This window comes from Verrucomicrobiia bacterium, from assembly GCA_035460805.1.
Taxonomy (GTDB): Bacteria; Patescibacteriota; UBA1384; order CAILIB01; family CAILIB01; genus DATHWI01.
This window is the reverse complement of record DATHWI010000083.1, coordinates 1-1,606: the sequence shown is the minus strand read 5'-3', so window position 1 is coordinate 1,606 and position 1,606 is coordinate 1. Positions and strand designations below refer to the sequence as shown.

At 52.8% G+C, this 1,606-nt stretch carries 2 protein-coding genes; both read left to right on the top strand.

Annotation, left to right across the window (positions count from 1 at the left end; all coding sequences use genetic code 11):
* Positions 1–130 (top strand): LuxR C-terminal-related transcriptional regulator (locus VLA04_03185; GenBank protein ID HSI20686.1); only part of this gene is annotated, 130 nt, incomplete at its 5' end.
* Between the two features lie 491 nt (positions 131–621).
* Positions 622–1,606 (top strand): retention module-containing protein (locus tag VLA04_03180; GenBank protein HSI20685.1); only part of this gene is annotated, 985 nt, incomplete at its 3' end.

Here is a 1,606-nt window from a genome sequence, read left to right as displayed (position 1 = left end):
TAAGATTATCGCTCGCAAACTCAATATTACCGACCGAACCGTCAAGGCTCATCTCACGACTGTGTTTCAGAAGCTGAACGTACATGATCGCCTGCAACTGGCGCTGTATGTCAGCAAGCGTCCGCAATAACACTTCTCTTTTTCACTAGCAGTTTAATGTTGAGGCGCTGCTTGCGTCCTCTCTCTAGTAAGCTCTGAAAAGTTCTTCGACAAGTTTAGGACTAACTGCGACCTATTCTGATGAAGTCTGTCGAACCATGAGTAAACTCCAAAAGTAGTACCAAAGTACTAGGTAAACCGGACCAAGGTACGATGGTTCGGCGTCTCCCGCCCTTTTATAGTCGTCACTATAGCAAAAGCTTGTTCGAGCCAAGATACAAGACTATGCGATTGGATAGCGGTGTTTTGAGTGGATGAGGCGCCTTAGGGTAGGCCGGGTGCCTGTTATTGATGACCAAAGCTGTACCATTAAGCAAGGCATGTCTTGGTATACCCTGTATGGGTTAGTACCAAGGTGCAGGTGCACCAAGGTACGATAGGTAGAATGGGTGCCGGTCTATATAGTCGCTACCGGTACAAAAATCTGAATACAGTTTCACTTTCAAAAAAGGGGAATAAGAAATGGCTGATGTGAAGCAAGTTGCCTCCGGCGCCACGCTGGAATCCATCGGAACCGTTAAGACCGTAGTCGGCACCGTCAAGGCGGTGGACCAGAGCGGCGCGGAACGTATCCTGCAAGCCGGCGATAAGGTATACGCCAACGAAACCATCGTCACCGCCGACGGCGGCTTGGTACTGATCGAATTCGCGGATGGCAGCCATCTCGATCTCGCTTCTGCCTCCCAAATGATTCTCGACTCGGACGTCTTCAACCCCGCCAACGCGGCGCCCAAGGGTGAAGAGCTGACTGCCGAACAAATTCAGGAAATGATCGCCCGGGGTGAAGATCCCACCGCCGTCACCGAAGCCACCGCCGCCGGCGCTGGTGCAGGTGACGAGGGTGGGTCTTCTTTTATTGTGGTCGATTTCAATAATACTCAGGGTGATGTAAATAGTGGGTTTAATACGCTGGGCATTCCTGGGCCGGAATCCACGACGTTTACGGAACTGCCACCGGTTGAAGATGAGGCCGTGCCGACGACGACTATTGTCGGCAGCCTGCTCGAAATCGAGTTGGATGTTGAGGCCCAGGGCATTCCGGAAGGTAGCGACGTTGTATATACCGTCACACTCGACAAAGTGTCTGCTGGCGATATCACTATTACCCTTTCTAATGGGGCTGTGATCATTATTCCAGCCGGTCAGTTGAGTGGTTCCTCCGATCCTATTCCTGTTCAAGGCGACGACCCGTATGTTGATCCTTCTGAAGAAGCGGTCCATATCGTCAGCATGACCGGCGGTGGTGCGAATGAAGTTCTTGAGTTCGACCCCGCTCCTGTGGAGTTTGAGGTTATTGACACAATTAACACCACGACGGTCACGCTGGGTGACGTCACGGTAGACGAAGGTGCCGGCACGGCGACCCTCTCTGCCACGGTCAGCAACGCGGTCACCGGCACTCCGCTGGTCATCACGCTGGACAACGGCGCCACCATCACCATTGCGG